Source organism: Thermanaerosceptrum fracticalcis, assembly GCF_000746025.2.
Taxonomy (GTDB): domain Bacteria; phylum Bacillota; class Peptococcia; order DRI-13; family DRI-13; genus Thermanaerosceptrum; species Thermanaerosceptrum fracticalcis.
In genome coordinates this window covers 800201-817264 of the sequence record NZ_CP045798.1, presented here as the reverse complement: position 1 = coordinate 817264, position 17064 = coordinate 800201, and the positions used below count along the sequence as shown (strand labels likewise).

Annotated in this window: 20 protein-coding genes; 1 reads left to right on the top strand and 19 read right to left on the bottom strand. The window is 44.6% G+C overall.

Annotated features, from left to right (window positions below; translation table 11 throughout):
- Positions 1-197 precede the first annotated feature (197 nt).
- The 12 genes from BR63_RS04265 to BR63_RS04210 form a co-directional block, all read right to left on the bottom strand.
- On the bottom strand, positions 198-2192 hold the full coding sequence (locus BR63_RS04265) for a bifunctional 4-hydroxy-3-methylbut-2-enyl diphosphate reductase/30S ribosomal protein S1 (RefSeq protein ID WP_034421380.1): 1995 nt from the start codon (positions 2190-2192) through the stop codon (positions 198-200).
- 126 nt (positions 2193-2318) lie between these two features.
- Positions 2319-2918: a lysophospholipid acyltransferase family protein gene (locus BR63_RS04260; protein WP_034421382.1), complete on the bottom strand. Its 600-nt coding sequence runs from the start codon at positions 2916-2918 to the stop codon at positions 2319-2321.
- Positions 2919-2920: 2 nt separating this feature from the next.
- Entirely contained in the window at positions 2921-3601 is a 681-nt protein-coding gene (gene cmk / locus BR63_RS04255) for a (d)CMP kinase (protein ID WP_034421384.1), read from the bottom strand.
- Between the two features lie 97 nt (positions 3602-3698).
- Positions 3699-4703 (bottom strand): 3-deoxy-7-phosphoheptulonate synthase, encoded by a 1005-nt coding sequence (aroF, locus tag BR63_RS04250; RefSeq protein ID WP_034421386.1) that lies wholly within the window; start codon positions 4701-4703, stop codon positions 3699-3701.
- A 17-nt stretch (positions 4704-4720) separates the two neighbouring features.
- The gene (locus tag BR63_RS04245; protein ID WP_034421387.1) at positions 4721-5182 is read right to left on the bottom strand and encodes a beta/alpha barrel domain-containing protein; all 462 of its coding nucleotides are present in this window, start codon (positions 5180-5182) and stop codon (positions 4721-4723) included.
- Positions 5183-5232: 50 nt separating this feature from the next.
- Positions 5233-5613, bottom strand: coding sequence for a chorismate mutase (gene aroH, locus BR63_RS04240; RefSeq protein ID WP_034421508.1), 381 nt, complete (start codon positions 5611-5613; stop codon positions 5233-5235).
- 4 nt (positions 5614-5617) lie between these two features.
- On the bottom strand, positions 5618-6040 hold the full coding sequence (locus BR63_RS04235; protein WP_034421389.1) for a HutP family protein: 423 nt from the start codon (positions 6038-6040) through the stop codon (positions 5618-5620).
- Positions 6041-6109: 69 nt separating this feature from the next.
- A complete protein-coding gene (locus tag BR63_RS04230) occupies positions 6110-6583 on the bottom strand; it encodes a hypothetical protein (protein ID WP_153802052.1) in 474 nt (157 codons plus the stop codon).
- Between the two features lie 133 nt (positions 6584-6716).
- Complete coding sequence (locus BR63_RS04225) at positions 6717-8006, bottom strand: (Fe-S)-binding protein (protein WP_034421393.1); 1290 nt, start codon at positions 8004-8006, stop codon at positions 6717-6719.
- Positions 8007-8008: 2 nt separating this feature from the next.
- The gene (locus BR63_RS04220; protein ID WP_034421510.1) at positions 8009-9394 is read right to left on the bottom strand and encodes an FAD-binding oxidoreductase; all 1386 of its coding nucleotides are present in this window, start codon (positions 9392-9394) and stop codon (positions 8009-8011) included.
- A gap of 91 nt (positions 9395-9485) precedes the next feature.
- A complete protein-coding gene (locus BR63_RS04215; protein WP_034421399.1) occupies positions 9486-11153 on the bottom strand; it encodes an L-lactate permease in 1668 nt (555 codons plus the stop codon).
- Between the two features lie 212 nt (positions 11154-11365).
- Positions 11366-11818 (bottom strand): cob(I)yrinic acid a,c-diamide adenosyltransferase, encoded by a 453-nt coding sequence (locus BR63_RS04210; protein ID WP_034421400.1) that lies wholly within the window; start codon positions 11816-11818, stop codon positions 11366-11368.
- A gap of 90 nt (positions 11819-11908) precedes the next feature.
- Between BR63_RS04210 and BR63_RS04205 the strand changes: the two genes are divergently transcribed.
- Positions 11909-12418, top strand: a complete 510-nt coding sequence (locus tag BR63_RS04205) for a hypothetical protein (protein WP_034421401.1) — start codon at positions 11909-11911, stop codon at positions 12416-12418.
- A 34-nt stretch (positions 12419-12452) separates the two neighbouring features.
- On the opposite strand, the gene BR63_RS04200 is transcribed toward BR63_RS04205, so the two are convergent.
- The 7 genes from BR63_RS04200 to BR63_RS04170 all read right to left on the bottom strand — a co-directional run bounded on the left by BR63_RS04200 (position 12453) and on the right by BR63_RS04170 (position 17061).
- On the bottom strand, positions 12453-13172 hold the full coding sequence (locus tag BR63_RS04200) for a pseudouridine synthase (protein WP_034421403.1): 720 nt from the start codon (positions 13170-13172) through the stop codon (positions 12453-12455).
- A 57-nt stretch (positions 13173-13229) separates the two neighbouring features.
- Complete coding sequence (locus tag BR63_RS04195) at positions 13230-13766, bottom strand: spore maturation protein (RefSeq protein WP_081908100.1); 537 nt, start codon at positions 13764-13766, stop codon at positions 13230-13232.
- Between the two features lie 18 nt (positions 13767-13784).
- A complete protein-coding gene (locus BR63_RS04190; RefSeq protein ID WP_034421407.1) occupies positions 13785-14363 on the bottom strand; it encodes a nucleoside recognition domain-containing protein in 579 nt (192 codons plus the stop codon).
- Positions 14364-14471: 108 nt separating this feature from the next.
- A complete protein-coding gene (gene ytfJ / locus BR63_RS04185; RefSeq protein ID WP_034421408.1) occupies positions 14472-14924 on the bottom strand; it encodes a GerW family sporulation protein in 453 nt (150 codons plus the stop codon).
- On the bottom strand, positions 14921-15565 hold the full coding sequence (locus tag BR63_RS04180) for a DUF2953 domain-containing protein (RefSeq protein ID WP_051965609.1): 645 nt from the start codon (positions 15563-15565) through the stop codon (positions 14921-14923). Before BR63_RS04180 ends, ytfJ begins: the two co-directional genes overlap by 4 nt.
- A 217-nt stretch (positions 15566-15782) precedes the next feature.
- Positions 15783-16319: an SMC-Scp complex subunit ScpB gene (gene scpB, locus BR63_RS04175; protein ID WP_034421410.1), complete on the bottom strand. Its 537-nt coding sequence runs from the start codon at positions 16317-16319 to the stop codon at positions 15783-15785.
- The gene (locus BR63_RS04170; protein ID WP_034421412.1) at positions 16300-17061 is read right to left on the bottom strand and encodes a segregation and condensation protein A; all 762 of its coding nucleotides are present in this window, start codon (positions 17059-17061) and stop codon (positions 16300-16302) included. The genes scpB and BR63_RS04170 overlap by 20 nt, the downstream gene beginning before the upstream one ends.
- Positions 17062-17064 lie beyond the last annotated feature (3 nt).

Sequence of the window (17064 nt, the reverse complement as noted above, 5' to 3'; positions counted from 1 at the left end):
TATTGACAGAAAATGATAACTCAGTTAAAGACGAAAAAAGTATTCAAATATATTCGGTAATCAGACGTCGGAAGTCGGTAATCGGAAATCCAGCCCCACAGCGGCATTTATATACTGTACATCTTTGTTCACGATTAAAAGTATGGATGTATCGTTGTATCCAAGAAATCGAAAAGCTGGCAGTGCCAGCTTTTTTGCTAGTTTTCTTCTTTTTCTTTTAAAACATCACCGATGGTAGTGCCCGTTTCTTCCTGTTGTTGTTCCAAATACTCCTTAAATTCATTTTTCTCTGTTTCACTGACAACATCTTTAAGACTTAAACTAATGCGTTTATTGTCAGGATCAAAATCAATAATCTTGGCCTGAATTTTTTGCCCTACTGTCACAACATCCTCTACTTTATTGACACGCTTATTGGCTAACTGGGAAATATGGATAAGTCCATCTACTCCTGGCTCCAGTTCCACAAAGGCACCAAAAGGAGCAATTCTAACAACCTTGCCCTGTACCACCATGCCTACAGCGTATTTTTCTTTAGCCGCTTCCCAGGGACTTTTAATTAACTGTTTGAGTCCCAGGGAAACTTTTTCTTTCTCCCTGTCAAGTTTCAGGATATATACTTCAATTTCGTCCCCTTCTTTAACAACCTGGGAAGGATGACTAATACGACCCCAGCCCATTTCGGAAACATGGAGCAATCCCTCCACCCCACCAATGTCAACAAAAGCACCATAGTTGGTGAGACGTTTAACAATACCTTTCCTGGTTTGTCCCTCAGCAATATTGGCCCAGGTGGCGTTTTTCTTCTCCCGGTACTCTTCTTCCAATAATACTCTCTGGGATAAGACAGCTTTTTTCTTTTCTTTATCCAGCTCAATAACTTTTAAGCGCAATTCCTGATGCAAATATTTACTTAAATCATCTACAAAAGTGCGTTCCACCTGGGAAGCGGGAACGAAGCCACGGATACCCACATCCACCAGCAACCCGCCTTTCACAACTTCGATGACAGGAGCAGTAATTACGGCATTATTTTTCTTGGCTTCTTCCAGTTTAGCCAGAGCTTCATCAGCTAAGGCTCTTTTCCTTGATAAAATAATGTTCCCTTCCTTGTCCTCTTTCAGAACCTCTACCATGATTTCCTGTCCCACAGAGAACATGGTTTTCGGGTCAGCAACCCGCCTGTAAGCCAGCTCTGTGGCCGGAATGATCCCTTCGGATTTACCGCCGATATCCACTAAAACTTCATCATTGGCTATTTTGACAACAGTTCCTTTGATTACTTCGCCAACCTGGATATTTTTTAAGTTAAAATCCCCATTCATATCTGTAAAATTTGCTTCGTTGTGTTCTGTTGCTCCTATTTTAATTTCTTCCATTGTTTTAATAACCTCCTCAATAATCCATTGTGGTGTTGATGCACCGGCGGCAATTCCGGCAGTTTTTTTATTTCTAAACCATTCTGGTTTTACTTCTGCAGCATCCTCTACCAGATAACTGGGTACGCCTGCTTTTTCGCATATTTCCCAGAGCTTTCTGGTATTGGAACTTTCCTTCCCCCCTACCACAACCATAATGTCTGCTATCTTGGCTAATTCTTTTACGGCGTCCTGTCTCTGACGGGTTGCGGAACAGATGGTATTTAAAACTTTGACATGAGGAACCCTTTCCTGCAAATACTCAACCAGATCCTTAAATTTTTCTTCTTTCTCCGTTGTTTGGGCTAAGACGGCCACCTTACGAGCCAGAGGCAAACCTTCCAAATCATGGGCACCGGCCACCACCAGAGCATGATTATTGGTCCACTCTTTAATGCTCTTAACCTCCGGATGGTTCTTATCACCCAGTATAATGACCTGAAATTCCTCTTCCCAGGCTTCTTTGGCCAGGCGCTGGGCTTTCTGCACATAAGGACAAGTAGCATCGATAATTATGCTATTCCCCTGGCCTAATTTTTCATAGACTGTAGGCCCAACACCATGAGTCCTGATTAATACCTGGGAGTTTTCGGGGAGTTCATGATCAGCTAAAGTTTCCACCCCACGTTCCCCCAGGCGCCTAATCTCCTGGGGATTATGAATCAGGGGACCGAGACTAAATACCTGTCCTTTAATGGCAGCATCTTCCGCCATTTCGATGGCCCTTTTCACACCAAAACAAAATCCCGCATGTTCCGCTACAATAATCTTCAAATTTTACACCTTCCGGAAAACAACTAAAGAAAAATTGGGTTAAAATTAAACATTTATTATATATACAACACGAAAATACTTTTTCCTGCTAGTTAGTCTTTTAAATTTTATAAATACCGATAAATACTACTTCTCTTCCAGCAATTTTTTGACTTTCAGCATTATTTCCGCAGAGACACGTTCTAAATCCTCATTAGTTATCTTGTTATTATATAATCCTGGATATACCACAGGTTTACCAATTTTAACACGAACATTCCCTCTTATCGTTAAAGGAAAGGTAGTTCGTGTACCGATAAGCCCTACAGGTACAATGGGCGCCCCTGAACGCAAAGCAAACAAAGCCGCTCCGGGATGGGGCTGTAATAGTTCACCGCTCTTGCTGCGGGTTCCTTCCGGGAAAAGGCCTAATATTTCCCCCTTTTCCAGGTATTTGGCGGCCAGCCGCAGGGCATTACGGTCAGGCTTACCCCGCTTGACGGGAAAAGCACCCAGCGCTTTTATTATCCTGCCCAGAATTGGAATCTTAAACAGTTCTTCTTTAGCCATAAAATGAACAGGGCGCCGAATGGAGCAGGCTAAGAAAGGCGGGTCCCATAAACTGATATGATTGGCCACCAGCACCACTGGTCCACTTTTGGGAATATTTTCTTCCCCCGTTATTTCCCAACGGTTAAACAACCTTAAATAAAATGATACGAGAGCATGGATTACCTTATAAAACATTTTTACGACTCTCCTCTTCTCTGCCCAAGTAAACCCAGGATCTTTTGCAGTACTTCCTCCTGTGTAAGGTCCGTTGAATCAATGATAACGGCATCCTCCGCTATTTTTAAAGGGCCCGCCTCCCTGTTTTTATCCATTTCGTCACGCTGGGCCAGGTTCTCTCTGATCTTGGCATACTCCTCCGTATAACCTTTTAATAGTAGTTCATGATAACGCCGGGCTGTCCTCTCCTCAAGGGAAGCTGTCAAATATATCTTGCATTCCGCCTGGGGCAGCACTACGGTGCCGATGTCTCTGCCATCCATGACCACATTCTGATTGCTGGCCAGTTCCTGTTGTTTACGGACCAGGACTTCTCGCACACTGGAAAATTGTGCGATTTTCGAGACATTTTCACTGACATCGGGGCTTCTTATTTCTTCCGTAACTTCCCTGCCGTCACAAAAAATAAGCTGCCTGCCTTGTTTAGTACGCACAAATTGTATGGCAGTATCTTTCGCCGTGTTGGTTAAGGCTTCCGCATTATCGAGAGAAATCCCCTGCCGCAAGGCCTTATAGGTAATGGCACGATACATGGCTCCGGTATCTATGTAAACAAATCCCAACAGGTCTGCCAGTTTCTTGGCCACCGTACTTTTCCCGGCACCTGCAGGTCCATCGATTGCAATCTGTATGTTCCTCATTCCTTTCCTTAATTTAAACCAAGATTATTTTATCATATAGCACTATTATTTTTACAAATAAATTTAGGAAAAAAACATTCCCGGTATACACCGGGAACTAAGTCAGGCACTGCTTGATTTTATTAATTTCCTGCATCAATTTATGGAATTTGCCGGGGGTCAGAGACTGCTCCCCGTCGGAAAGGGCACAACTCGGCTGGTGATGGACTTCCACCATCAGGCCATGAGCCCCTACCGCACAGGCTGCCTTGGCCAAAGGCGGAACTAAAAACCATTTACCACAGCCGTGACTGGGATCAACGATGATGGGTAGATGGGAAAGGGTTTTTATGGCCGGTACTGCCGAAAGGTCCAGAGTATTCCTGGTGAAAGTTTCAAATGTTCTAATTCCCCTTTCACAAAGGATAATCCGGGGGTTCCCCCCCTGCATTATATATTCGGCAGCCAGCAGCCATTCCTCTATGGTAGCGGACAATCCCCTTTTCAGTAAAACGGGTTTCTCCAGGCGTGCCACTTCCTTAAGTAAAGGGAAATTCTGCATATTCCTGGCCCCTATTTGAATCATATCGGCATAGTAAGCCACCACTTCCAGATCGCGAACATCCAAAACCTCGGTCACTACAGGAAGCCCTGTTTTCTCTCTGGCTTTAGCCAACAGTTTCAGGCCCTCTTCTTCCAACCCCTGAAAAGAGTAAGGGGAAGTACGGGGTTTATAAGCCCCGCCCCGTAAGAGGACAGCCCCGGCTTCTTTCACAGCCTTGGCAATAATCATGACCTGTTCTTCATTTTCCACGGCGCAAGGCCCGGCAACGATCTGGAAATTCTCTCCGCCAAAGGGGATACCATTCACTTTGACCACTGTATCAGCGGGTTTGTATTCTCTGCTTACCAGCCGGTACGGCTTTTTTATGTTAATAATTCTTTCCACACCGGGAAGGATTTCTAAGGTCTCAAGGGAGAGATACTCGGCACCATCCAATACAACAATTACCTTTTTATCCTTTTCCTCATGGACCTGAATCATCACATTGAGCTGTTCCAGCCTTGCCATAACCGTATTAAGATTTTCCGTGGAAATATATTTGTCCAAAATGATTAACAATTGTGATGGCACCTTCTTTATCTTGGAAAGTCCAGGATGACACCCTGAGGTATGATTCTATGTTTTAGTACTTCTCTCCAGGGTAAAAATATTTTCAGTTCCGGGTAATTTAAAGCCATCTCCCCGGTATGATCAGCGTAGTAGTAGACATTTTGCGCGTAAGCTTTTTCCCTGGCTATGTTCCATACCACCGGGAGAAAATATTTGTCCTCTTCCCCCTCTTCCCGGTCTTTATCGAGAAAGAGCCACTGCAACCGGCAGAAGGAGGCTATTTCTTCTACCTCATATCTCTCATCGTCTCCAAAAAAACCTGCCCGGCCCAGATGAGGGGGCATTAAAAAACTAAGCTCCCTGGCCGCTTCCGCATTGATATGGCGAGGATTTTTTTTATCAAAAACAAACCCTATACAGTTAATCTTTAACTCCAGGGCAAATTTTAATTCCTCCTGGGTTTGCACGCCTCTCAGGATCAGATACATTCTTTCCTACCCCCGTGGTTTACAGTACTCAAAAATAAATCTCCCGATGTTCACCAGGAGAGAGTTTTTTGCACCATATCAGGACGTAAATTCACAGCCTCATTCAAATAAACATGTTTTATTTCGCTTCCCGTCTCCAGATAAGCATGGATCAGGATACGTATGCATTTGGGCAGTCCATGGGGTACATCGGCTTCCACGGTACCCAAAAGGGGAGTATTGTTTAAGCCCAGCTGGCGGGCGGCTTTGGCCGGAAATTCAGCATTAAGGTCGGGTGTGGTCGTAAAAATAATACTGACCACATTTTCCTCAAGCAGCCGGTTTTCTTGCATAATTGTCTCCAAAAGCCTGCCTGTCTCCTTTAGAATCTCCTGGCTTTCATTTTCCTTCACGGTGGTGGCCCCGCGAATACCATATAGCCTCAACACCATAAAATCACCCCGCATAAGGCGCTGCCCGGTGACTTAGACCAATGGCCACTTCATCCAGGTGTAATAAGCCAATACCAAGAAATACGGCCACACTGATATGGTCGTTTTGCCTGGCCATGCCAATTTTACCGCCTACATTGAGTCCCACCGCTTTAGGCATAATTTGCGAAAGGGCCTCACGCGTAGCCCCGGCAATAGCCCCTTCGTCATAATGGGTTTCTTTAATCACGCCTTCACGTTTCGCGGCCACAATGGCCCGCTCCACAATTTTTTTAACCGAAGTTATGTATTCACCACCGCAATCCACTGCGGCAGCCTTAATTCCTAAACTTTCCAATTCCTTTTTTAAAGCATTCTCTTCCTCTCTCGTTTCTGTGAGAGCCATTCTGATTGCTGCGGAAGCTATTTTTTTCGAACCGTAGGCCATACTCTCACCGTCCTTTAATACTAGTCCCGATTCACATGGAATTATATTATAGTATGGTAGAAATTGCAACTAGCGAATCACGATAGGGTCAAAATACATCCTTCCGGTGCCGTGTACCTGGCTGTAGAGGAGAGGTATGGTAATATTGGGCGTTTTCTTGGCAATAAAGACAGTAAGAGGAAGCTGGGTATGGGGATTTTGCACCATAATGATGTCCCCATGTTTAACCTTAAGGGTTAACTCTTTATGAAGAAAATTCCCAACCTCTTTACCCTCAATAAAAACCTTTAACTCGGGTATACTCAAATTCTCCCGCAGTTGCAGACTCACGGTAGCCCAGGGTGTGGCAGCAATACCCGAAGCATATTCCAGCAAATCCCGGGTATTCAGCGGTTCTCCTTCCATTCTTATGGCAGCATTTAAATGGGAACCCATATTGGGAATAAAATACAATCCTTGAACCATTATAAGTATGACAAGAAGTATATAGACCAGTTTTAAAACTGCCTTTTCAATGATATCCATAATATTTCTTCTCTTCATAACCATTATCCCGACCAGCCTACGTGTTCTTATTTACCATTATCATAACCCACAAGCTTTCCTGCTAATCAACAGCTGACTAATGGCAGCAAAAAAGGAGAAACCCGGAAGGATCCTCCTTTAAATTCATTTACTATTTTCTATTTCTATAGGATTCAGCCAGAAGCATGATGGTATGAACGATTTCCAGGTTCACATTGCCCCTGTTGAAACCGTCTGTCAACTGCATTCTGCAGGCACCGCAGCCTGTCACAACCTGGGAGGCTCCGGTAGCCTTAATGGCCTCCGTCTTATGTTTATGGATATCCATGGAAAGGTCATAATGGGTCAAACTGAAAGAACCTGCCCCGCCGCAGCAGCGGTCTGCATTCTTCATTTCTTTAAAGGTTAAACCGGGAATGGCTTTGAGAATGTCGCGCGGTGATTTGCTTACACCCATTCCCCGGTTTAAATGGCAGGGGTCATGATAAGTAACAGTTCTTTCTACAGGTCCCAATTTCTTGGGATCCAGACCAATCATCTTCACAATAAAATCAGCAATATCCAAAGTCTTCTTACCTATTTCCCCGGCTTTATCCCCGTAACCTTCTTTGTCTTCGGCCAGCAATTCCTGATAATAATGCTGCCAGGAGCCTCCACAGGTACCGCAGGCAGTGACAAGATAATCAAATTTTTCGGGGCTAAAAGCATCAATATTGGCTTTAGCCATCTCCCGGGCCGTCCCCACATCACCGTGGATATAGACGGGAGCCCCACAGCAAAGCTGCCCTTCGGGAATAACGACTTCTACGTTATTTTCTTTCAGGACATCGATGATGGCCTTACCCTGGTCCGTGTAGACATAGTTCATCACACAACCAGTAAATAAAGCCACTCGCTTTACAGGGTTCTGAACTTTTATTTCTTTGGGAAACTGTTGCCGTAAAGGGGTACTGGCCAGCGGCGGAACTACGCGTCTCATGTCTAACCCTACAGGGAAGCGGGGTGAACCTGCAAACAAAGTGGGATGCTTTTTAAAGGCCAGTCCCTGCAAAAGGGCGCCTGTTCTAAGGCCCAAATCAAAAAGCCCGCCACGCTTTAAAACAGAGAAAATCATTCTTTTTATGGGATGGAGGCCTTTTTCCCTGGCGATAGCAGATCTTGCGGCCAGGATGATTTTATCAACCTTTACACCACAGGGACATTTAGCGTTACAGGCCTTACAAGTCAGGCACAAGGCCAGTTTTTCGGCAAAACCGTCCCCAATCCTGTAAGCAAGTTTTTCATCCAGAACAGCTTCCACAAGTTTAATTTTACCTCTTGCCACCGTGGGTTCACGGCGCACCTCCAGGTAAATGGGACAGACTTCCTGGCAGTTACCACACTTCATACATTTCATTAATTCCGCTTTGACCTCTTTAAGGGAATCGTAAACCGTTGCCAAGACTATCCCCTCCCAACTATTTTACCAGGATTCAAAAGATAATTTGGATCTAAAGCCTCCTTAATTTTCCGCATCACTTCCAGTCCGGCTTTGCCGAACTCCCATTCTAAATATTTGGCTTTAGCCATACCGATTCCGTGCTCACCGGAAAGAGTCCCGCCAAGTTTCAAAGCAACTTCAAAGATTTCATCCACAGCCTTATGGACCCGCTCCATTTCTTCTTTATCCTCGGCATTTGTAAGAATGGTGGGATGAAGGTTGCCGTCACCGGCATGGCCGAAAGTGCCAATGGTAAGATTATATTTCTTGGCAATTTCCCTCAACGCTTTGATCATATCAGGTATTTTACTCCTGGGAACAGTGGCGTCTTCTAAAACTGTAGTGGGCTTAACCTGGGCCAGGGCAGGCAGGGCTGCTCTTCTTGCTGTCCATAAACCGTCTCTTTCTGCATCGGTTTGGGCCACCTTTATTTCATCGGCGCCGTTTTTCTTGCAGATTTCTTCTACAATTTCCGCTTCTTTTAAGACCACTTCTTTAATGCCATCCACTTCGATCAAGAGTATGGCTTCAGCCTGTACGGGCAAACCGATCTTCATAAAATTTTCTACAGTACGGATGGTCACGTTGTCAAGTATTTCCAGGGTGGCAGGTATAACCTTATTGCCGATAATATCCCGGATGGTATTAGCGGCTTTATCCAGGTCACTGAACACGGCCATCATTGTCTTTCTATATTCAGGAGCAGGAATGAGCTTTGCAGTAATTTCGGTGATAATGCCCAAAGTCCCCTCCGAACCCACGAATAACTTGGTCAAATCATAGCCGGTAACGTTTTTGACGGTTTTGCCGCCTACACGTACCACACTGCCGTCTGCCATGACTACTTCCAGGCCCATAATATAGTGTTTGGTCACACCATACTTGAGCCCCCTTAAGCCCCCGGAACACTCGGCCACAGAACCACCCATGGTCGCAGTGGTGACTGTGCCGGGATCAGGGGGATACATGAGCCCATAGGGAGCCACAGCATCATTGAGTCTTTGAATGACCAAACCAGGCTGTACGGTGGCAGTGAGGTTTTCCGCATCAATCTCCAGGATTTTATTAAGATTTAGCATGGACAGGACAATGCCCTTGTTAATGGGAATGGTGCCGCCGCTTAAATTAGTGCCCGAACCCCTGGTATAGATAGGTGTCATGTACTTATTGGCCAGTTTTACAATCTCCACGATTTGCTCTTTCGTATGGGGTGTCACCACCACGTCGGGCAATTCACTGGGCATGTCAGCCGTGGCATCGAAGGAATGACAAATTAAATCTTCTCTCGTCGTTAAAACATTATCCTTTCCCAACAGTTTAATTAAGTCATCAATGATGGGCTTTACCACAAAACTTCCCTCCCGCTCTAAATAAGATAAAAACCAGAAGGGGGGGAGCATATTCTCCCCCCAGCTAACCCTCCATGTTTACTTTTCCTAATTAATATAGATTTGTTACACCCATGAGGAACATCACGAAGAATGCCGCCGCAATAGCATAGATAAAACAAGGCACGGCATTCCGCTTAATAATCGTTCCTTCTACACCCATAGTACCCACGGTCGCACAGGCAGCAACGACGTTATTGACGCAAATCATGTTACCAACGGCGCCACCGATAACCTGTAAGGCTACAATGAGGGTATGGGACATTTTCAGTTGAGAAGCGACATCAAACTGGAAAGAGGCGAAAAGAATGTTAGATACCGTATTGGAACCGGATATGAAGGCACCCAGGACACCCACAAAAGGTGCAACGAGAGGCCAGGCTGCACCAAAGATGTCTGCTGCAGCTTTCGCCATGGTCACCATCATGCTGGGCATCTTGCTGGGGTTGATGTTGGAGTTCAGCATTAACTGTACCATGGCTACACCAAAGACTAAGGCAATGGTAGCACCAACCAGCTGCTTAAAAGTCATCTTCCAGGCCAGGGCAGCCTTATCGCCAGGCATTCTGTGCAGGAAGATGGTAAGTATGGCGACCAGAATAAAAGGTACGGTACCAGGCAAATACAAATAGGCTAAGTTGTAGGTAAAGGCTTTATAACCGAAGATGGCGGGAAGAGCGATAACCTGTTTAGTTAACCAGCCCTTAAGCCCCAGGGCAGGAACCCTGGTAACTACCAGGATTAAAGCGATCAGGGCATAGGGAGCCCAGGCCAGCCAACCAGGCATAGTTGCTTCCTCTTTTCTTTCTTTAGTGGCTGCCGTAGCGGCCATAACACTCTTCCAGCTGTTATCCCACCTGTTTTCGGGAACAAATTCCCAGGTAGTCTTGGGCATAAAAATACCATTTTTCGCTGCCCATAAAACAATGGGTAAGCCGATAAAGGCCCCTACCAGTGATGGGAACTCGTTACCCAGGAACCAGGCCGTAATCAGATAAGGAACAGTAAAGGCGAGACCGGCAAAAATGGCAAAAGGCGCAGCAGCCAAACCGGGTTTGATGGATTTTTCTTCGCCAAAATATTTTGTTAAGAAACAAATACCCAGCAAAGGAATAAATGTTCCTACTACCGCATGAGGCAGGGCTACGTATTTTGTTAACAATAATCTAAAAGCATCAGCTGACATGGGTGCACCTGCCGCAGTCAGGTTAGCTGATACCGTAGACATGGCGCCAAAAATGGGAGTACCAACGGCACCGAAACTAACGGGAGTACTGTTATAAATTAAAGCAACCATGGCCGCAGCCAGGGGCGGAAAACCTAAACCCACTAAAAGGGGCCCGGCTAAAGCCGCCGGAGTACCAAAACCGGCAGCACCCTCAATAAACGCACCAAATAACCAGCCAATGATAATGGCCTGAATGCGGCGGTCTTTGGTTACCCCCATGAAACCTTTGTTAATGGTAGCCATAGCCCCACTCTGTTTCATGGTATTTAGAATTAAAACTGCACCAAAAATAATAATGAGTACGTCTAAAGCTTTCAAAGCACCGAAAATAGTGGCGCCCAATACCGCTTTAATCTCCATACCCCAAGCCGTTAGAGCCACTATACAGGTCAGAGCCCAGGCTACAGGCAGAGCTTTTTTGGCAGGCCAGTTAAAACTGGCCATCAGAATAACCACAACCATAATCGGTAAAAAAGCAAGCAGTGCTAACATATCAGAACCTCCCCATCACAAAAATTACAAAAAAACACATCGAAGAAATAACCCCACTACCCTCCCTTCTGTTAGTTTTCTGAATTCCATGTTGTCAGACCACTATACCATCAGTAATTTAATATTCTCTATTTTTCAAAAAAATCCTTCATTTACTATACTATTTTTTTTAATCTTCCGGGGCATTATTGCAAGGCTGTCAGCTTTATCCCCTATATTTCTTCTATCTTTGTAATTAAAGCAAAATAATCAAGGTACTCTGATGGTGGTAAACCACCAATAAAAACCAGTTCTGTTTCCTGTTTCTTTTCCTTGATTAACTCTTCAAAAAGTTTTTGATAGAAAGTATAACAAGGGAGGAGGTTAGTGAATCCCCCCAGCATGATAATATCGTATCCCGTTCTCCTGATGACACCCATGGTTTCCAAATATATATTTGATTCAGACTTTTCCTTCCGACGCAAATCAATAACATCCAGCCATGCTTTACAGTTTGTGAAGATCGGTGTTACTGTTTCAAGCACTGCCATTTCTATCTCATAGATTAAAAGACAGGATTTAAGCCCGTGTCCCCAAGCTCTTAAACCCATACCCAGGGGAGCCAGGTAAGTCTCTTTGCCCTCCCCGGCATATAACTGAACCAAGCCCTTTAATCGATTATCCATATCTTCACTCCTCAATACTAAAATCTACGGAATAAATTCAGGTAACAGGTGAAAAAATAAGAAACAGATAATTTATAAGGATGTGAGATAATGAGACTGACAATAACCGCTCTTTTTAAAGGATATGAACAGGCTAAATTAGCCCTTAAAGAAGTGGCTTTGGAGAATCTGGCCAGCGACCATATTAGCTTAATTTGTCCCCGTGGTAAAAAAACTGCCATGGAAGCCGGTGCGGAGCTTTCTCCTACGGGGGCACCGACTCCGCAAGCTATGAGCGGTCTTCATGGTTATTTGGTTCAAATGGGCCCCTTAGCAGTTCCCGAGTTAGGCCAAATACACATTGCCGGTCCTTTGGCAGGTGACCTCACTACCGGTTCGGACCGTAGTCTGGTACAGGCTTTGATGGGATACGGATTATCCGAGGAATACGCAAAAAATTATATGGATGCTATTAAAGATGGCTGCCTTTTTACATTAATCACCACCTATTCCACGAAAGCCAGCGCCGTTGTGAACACACTATCCAGTTATGGAGGTAAAGAAATTACTAAGTGGAATAAAAATACGGGTAACAACACTAAGGTTACCAAATCACCTTAATACCTCTTCTTTAAGGCAAATAACCAGCCTGTCATCATAGCTGACAGGCTTTTTTTAGTTCCCTGATTTCGCCTTCCTCCAGTTTTCTGTATTGTCCCGGCTTTAATTGACCCAAAGACAGCGGGCCAAATTTAACGCGTTTTAAGCTCACTACAGGATGTCCCACAGCTTCACACATGCGCCGCACCTGTCTATTTCGCCCTTCGCGGATTGTCATCTCTAACCGGCTATAATCTTCCCCGGTCTCCAGTATAGTCACCTTAGCAGGCATAGTAAGTCCGTCTTCCAGTAACACTCCCTTTTGCAGCCGGAGGAGACTGTTTTTGTCCAGGATACCCTTCACTGTAACCAAGTAAGTTTTGGCCACCTTGTATTTTGGATGCATAAGCCGGTAAGCTAATTCCCCATCATTAGTCAATAAAAGCAAGCCTTCCGTATGATAATCCAGCCTGCCCACAGGATAAACCCGTGTCTTGATTCCCTTGAGCAAATCTGTAACTTTAGTCCGGCCCTGGGGGTCATGCATGGTGGTAACAACCTGCAGGGGTTTGTGCAAAAGGTAATATTCATATTTATTGGTAGTCTTTACAGGTTTTTGGTCAAAGGTCACTATATCTCTCTCTGGATCAATCTTACTGCCTAACTGGGTGATGGTAATCCCGTTCACTTTGACACGGCCTGCCAAAATTAATTCTTCCGCTTTCCGCCGGGAAGCTATACCGGCCTGAGCAAGATATTTTTGTAATCGTTCCAAGAAAAATCACCTTTCGGTCAGTCTCACTACCTATTTTGCCCCACAATTTATATTTCTTCAATGCAAAAAAACTTTATTAACGATATAAACGGAAGCCAAAAAGGTAGTCAGATCAGCCATTAACCCCACCGCCACTGAATGGCGATATTTCTTGATGCCTACAGAACCAAAATAAACAGCAAGGACAAAAAAAGTTGTATCAGTACTTCCCTGCATGGTGGATGCCAGGCGACCGATAAAAGAATCGGCGCCGTGGGTCTTAATGAGTTCTGCTGCTATGCCCAAAGAACCTCCGCCGGAAAAGGGACGCATAATGGCTAAAGGCAGTACTTCCGGGGGAATGTTTAAGACAGAAAAGAGGGGTGACAGTATTTTTACCATACTATCCATTACCCCGGAATGCCGGAATATACTGACGGCTACTAACATGGCAACTAAATAAGGGATAATCTTGATAGCAATATTAAACCCTTCCTCCGCTCCCTTGACAAAACTTTCATATACTTTAACGCCTCGCAAAGCCCCATAGGAAAGTATAAAAAAAAGCAAGAAAGGGATTGCCCATAAAGAGATGGTGTTAATAATATGTTCCAGCACGGTTCCACCTCCTGACTACCTAGAAAATCTCCGTAATATCTTGTCGGCGATAACGGCTACAGTCATGCCAAGGGTAGTGGCAAACACCGTAGTACCTACAATCTCCGTAGGATTCTGAGAACCTGCCGTTAATCTGATGCCGATAATTGTTGTGGGTAAAAGGGTTATACAAGAAGTGTTTAAGGCTAAGAAAGTACACATGGCATCACTGGCTTTATCGCTCTGCCCGTTAAGGGTTTGTAATTCCTGCATGGCCTTCAAGCCAAAGGGTGTGGCTGCATTACCCAAACCCAGGATATTGGCACTAATATTTAGAAGGATAGCTCCCAGTGCCGGGTGGTCGGAAGGTATAGAAGGAAATAGCTTCCCGGTTAAAGGTTTAATGAGCTTAGCTAATGTTGTAATCAATCCAGCTTCCTGGGCTACCTTCATGACACCTAACCAGAAGCTCATGATACCGATTAACTCTAAGGCATACCTAACGGCAACCTGTGCCGCCTGAAAAGCAGCGTCTGTGACAACCTGGGGTTTCCCCTGCCAGGCGGCCATGAAAACACCAGATAAAATCATGAATAACCAAATGATATTAATCATAACTACCTCCATCCTGTTCTCTTGTAAACTTATGAAAAAATAGTGCTGCCTAGAACAAAGATGGATGGCTCTATTTTTATCCAAAAAAATAACCGGTTTTTTCACCGGTTATTGTACTTCACGGGTAGTTCCTGCATTCTCGGCCCTTGCTTCAGGTGTCGGTTTTGTTGGTTCCTTGCCACGTCCACTTACCATGCCCTGGATACGGTCAACTACTTGCGGTGCCAAATCTACCAGTCTTTCCATAAAGGCGTTCTTACTGTCTACGGGCATTAACCTGACCTGTCCATTCCCCACGACCAAAAAGCCCACAGGCTGTACCGATACACCGGCTCCGCTGCCTCCGCCGAAAGGTAAAGATGTACCTTCGCCTTTTTCATTGACACCGGGATCAAACTCACTTCCTCCGGCGGCAAAACCGCAAGCCACCCTGGATACGGGAATAATGACAGTTCCGTCCGGAGCTTCGACAGCATCACCTACTACTGTGTTCACATCAACCATTTCTTTAATACTTTCCATGGCTGTCTTCATCAGTCCTTCAATAGGATGCTCGCTCATGCGCTTACCCCCCTTAATAAATTCCGTATCTGCCCAATATATTTCAACAATTGGTAAATGACAATAATAATATGGCCCATACGCAGTTCAAATATGCAGGAATAATCGACGACAACCAGATTAGTTCTTTTGAAATTAGGAATGACAGCAAGTTCGTTTTGGGCACAGCCCATATCAAAAAATTTTGCCATTTGACTGTAGATATTACCAAGCAAACCCCATACTACCCCCACAACAATAGCTGTTTCTGCCGCATCTTCCAGGCCGATTTCCGTATATATACGAAGCTTCTTAACTTTTACAGGTTTAGCGATTTTTTTGATGAATTGAAAAGTACCGAGATAAACCCCCCGGGATATCTTATACAAGCGCCACAGGCGAGCAAAAAAACGGGCCCAGGGTAAATTTGCGGCCCGTAAATCCTCAGGAGGTTTCTTTTTCCAGGGACGATTCCGGGAAAGGTTCCAAAAAAGACCGGTCATGGGGTTGACCAGTTTTATGCGAATGGGTATGAACCACACACGAATGTTTGCCTCAATGAGGATTAAATTAGGTTCACGATAAAAGTGAAAAAATAATTTGATGGGAAGTAGACTTATGCCAAGGATAATGATGAAAAAAAGGCCTATTGCTTTAAGCATAAGTCACCCCCTTTACAGCTTATTACCATATATTAGTATTCCTGGTATTTTTATGGGCTATACGCTGTGGGATGTCCGCTTTCCAATCTCCGACTTCCGAATAGAAAAAATAAAACTATAGCTGAAAGCCATAGTTCTTAACCATTTATTTGAAAATCGGATGCATCACAGGCGCAAGTCTCGCTACGTCGGTAGTCGGGGGGGAGGAGCAAAAATTTCATTTAGCGGTTAAAAACATCTCTTCTTGCTGAGGGGGGAGGTCCGCTAAAGATTTAAGACCGAAATATTTTAAGAATTCCTGTGTTGTTCCATAAAGAATAGGACGACCCGGTCCGTCCTTTCTGCCTACCTCCTCGATCAGGCCCCGCTCCAGTAAGGTGCTTACGGAACTATCGCTCTTTACACCCCGTATTTCATCAATTTCACTACGGGTAATCGGCTGTTTATAAGCAATAATGGCCAGAGTCTCCAGAGCAGCCTGGGAAAGGGCGCTAAGTTGGGGCTTTAATAATTTTTCCAAGTATACGGAATGTTCGGGTCTTGTGGCGAAAGAATAACCCCCTGCCACCTCTAACAGTCTAAATCCTCTGGTTTCTCTTTCTAACTGGGCCTTGATCTCACTGACAACGGCTACCACGTCTTTTTCATCAATTTCCACGATTTCAGCGATAGTTTTGGCTGATAAAGGATCACTGGAAACAAACAACAAAGCTTCGATAATGCTCCTAACCTCTTCAGGAAATAGCGTGGGCACTGGTGTGTCCCCCTTCAATCTGGCTTGAGAATATGAGAATTTCCTCAAATAATTGTGGTTGCTTGATGTGGATACGCCCTAAACGAATCAGTTCCAATAAGGCGAGGAAGGTGACGATGACCTCCTCTTTACTGGCTGCTTCGGTAAAGAGCTCTCGAAAAGGCAGTCCCAGGGGTTTATTTTTTACCTGTAATAAAATATAAGAAATCTTGCTGCGAATAGTAACCTGCTCACGTGGCAGTGTGAGAACTTCTTTTTTTTTCTCGATTCTGGCCAGTACTTTATGAAAGGCAAAGATTAAATGCTGTAAAGTTACATCACCTACGGGGTTGGGCGGTGGATAATCTTTTAGTAATTTTGCCTCATCAATGTGCCGCATAAAAATTTTAGCTTGACTATACTCCATTTCTTTAAAAACCGACGCTGTCTCTTTAAAAATTTTATATTCCAGAAGTTTTTCCACCAGTTCCTCCCTGGGGTCACCGCCAAATTCCTCCTCATTTTGCATAGTGGATTTGGGGAGCAGCATCCTGGCTTTGATAGAGAGAAGGGTACTGGCCATAATGAGAAATTCACTGGTAAGCTCCAGGTCCAGCTCCTCTGCCGCCGATAAATATTCTAAATACTGCTGTGTAATGAGGGCAATGGGAATATCGTAGATATCAACTTCGTTCTTATCGATGAGATGAAGTAAGAGATCCAACGGCCCTTCAAATACAGGCAATTGTACCTTGTAGGACATACT